This is a genomic window from Fibrobacter sp. (genome assembly GCA_012523595.1).
GTDB lineage: Bacteria > Fibrobacterota > Chitinivibrionia > Chitinivibrionales > Chitinispirillaceae > JAAYIG01.
Genome location: JAAYIG010000024.1, coordinates 1 through 1,872 on the forward strand (window position 1 = coordinate 1; position 1,872 = coordinate 1,872).

Annotated in this window: 1 protein-coding gene; it reads left to right on the forward strand. The window is 47.5% G+C overall.

Annotated features, from left to right (window positions below):
- A partial coding sequence (locus tag GX089_01125; protein NLP01074.1) for a hypothetical protein occupies positions 1-1,566 on the forward strand: 1,566 nt, incomplete at its 5' end.
- Between the last annotated feature and the right edge of the window lie 306 nt (positions 1,567-1,872).

A 1,872-nucleotide genomic window follows, 5' to 3' on the forward strand; every position in this document is an offset into this window, starting at 1 on the left:
AACGACCTGCTGCTCTTTTCCATATCACTTAACGATGATACAACAAGTATCTACGGATGCCACTGGGATGACAGGATCAAGACTAACCTCTCCGGACCCGTCCTCATGGAAAAAGGGACCCTCCTCTTCTACTCCCAGAAAGGCTATGTCCTCTACAACCAGAACGGCAAACTCATCGATTCCCACTCCCTCTTTAAAATCAATAAAAACAACAAAAACCCCTACTTCCTGGCCTACCCCCTGGACAGCATAACAATCCTTTACTACCGCGCGGGTGATGACGGTAAGCCGGAGGTGTATGAGAAAAGGCTCTTTAAAAGCACCCTCAAGAAAATCTCCAGCGACAAGTACACAATCTACTCGGAAATCGACAAAAGCGTCCTTTTCAATATCGCCTGTAACAGTATCACCGATGAAATGAGCACAAAATCGTTTCTCATGCCCCATCTCCTCGGTTACACATCACTTAAAGGCGGGCTTAAATGGTGGTCGGTCGATCGCCTGTACTCCTTCACCTCCCCGATTATCGTCGAGAAAGATGGAAAGTACAGCTCCTTTTTCCCGGGACTTAAAGCGGATCAGGCAGGAGGTATCAAATCCCACCTGATCGAACCTCTTGGAGTATTCACGGTAGACAAAAGGTTCTTCTACTACGGACTCGTCTCATCGAAGGGCAATACCGAGGAGGAATACTACCAGGCGATAATCCTCTGTGATCAGGCCGGAAATATCCTCTCAGTGGATCGGTTGCTGAAACAGGAAACCGCAGATGCGGTGCTTGCATTCAACAAAGAACAGAACACAAACTACACTGTGCGTCGCGCAGGAAAGATGGCGTTTGTACCGGCAGTGGACAGAAGAGGTTTTCTCTATTACGGGGTGATGAACTACGAGTGGAAAAAACTCGATGTGTTCATGAGACAGCATCTTCACTATGTGCCTGTAAAGACAGAGAACAATGTAGAGAGTAAATTCATAAACGAGGGCAACATCGCCTTCTCACCCATAAAGCTTGAGTGCAATTCACTCGCAAACCGGGGGATCAGACCCGAGGTGATCCTCCTGAGTGGTAAAGATGTAAACTTCCTTGATAATGAACAAACCACCCGCAAAGGATACTTCGTAACTGTTCATCGCTACACCGATGAAACGCTCAGGACTAAACTCTCCCGTACCCAGAGCGCACTCCCCGCTGAACTGCAGAAAATGCAGGACTCTATCGCAGGAGTAAACACCTCCTGGTGCCCCTACACCATCAGCCTAAATCAGGGAGAAAAAGGCGAGATCGCAAGACTGTTCTATGGATTCGGGGATGTAATCATGTGCGCCAGGGTTGTGGAAGTCACAAATACCAATGAGGTATTTGTCAGGGTTGACCTTGACAACTGGGCAGAGATGATAGTTTTCTCAACAGAAGGAAAATACCTCAGCCGTTTCATCTTTAACCGTCAGCACTACGAAAAGCGCAAAGACCTGGTGGTCATATCTGAGAAACGGGAGATTGTGGAACGGGATTTCGAATCAAACCGCAATGGGAAGGCTTATTTCAGGTGGGAACTGCAGTGAATATCAGACCCTTTCTTCTCTGCTTATCTCTTATATGACGTAGTTTACAAAGAATTAAGAGCAGGGAAGTCGAGTTTGTTTCAAAACGATACTCTGATTTAATCACAGTTCAGGCTCTTGTCCGGTATACAATATTCGTTCTTCTTCCGCCAGTAAAGACTAAGAAGCCAGCCAATCTTACCCGACTTGTAACAGTTTCCCGGCGGCACCACACTATGTCAACACAGAGGGGGTGGCGTAAGACCCGCCTACGCTAAGAAGCTACAGCGGGAAAATCCTACGTCTTCTGCGGGCTGAAGCCAGGGG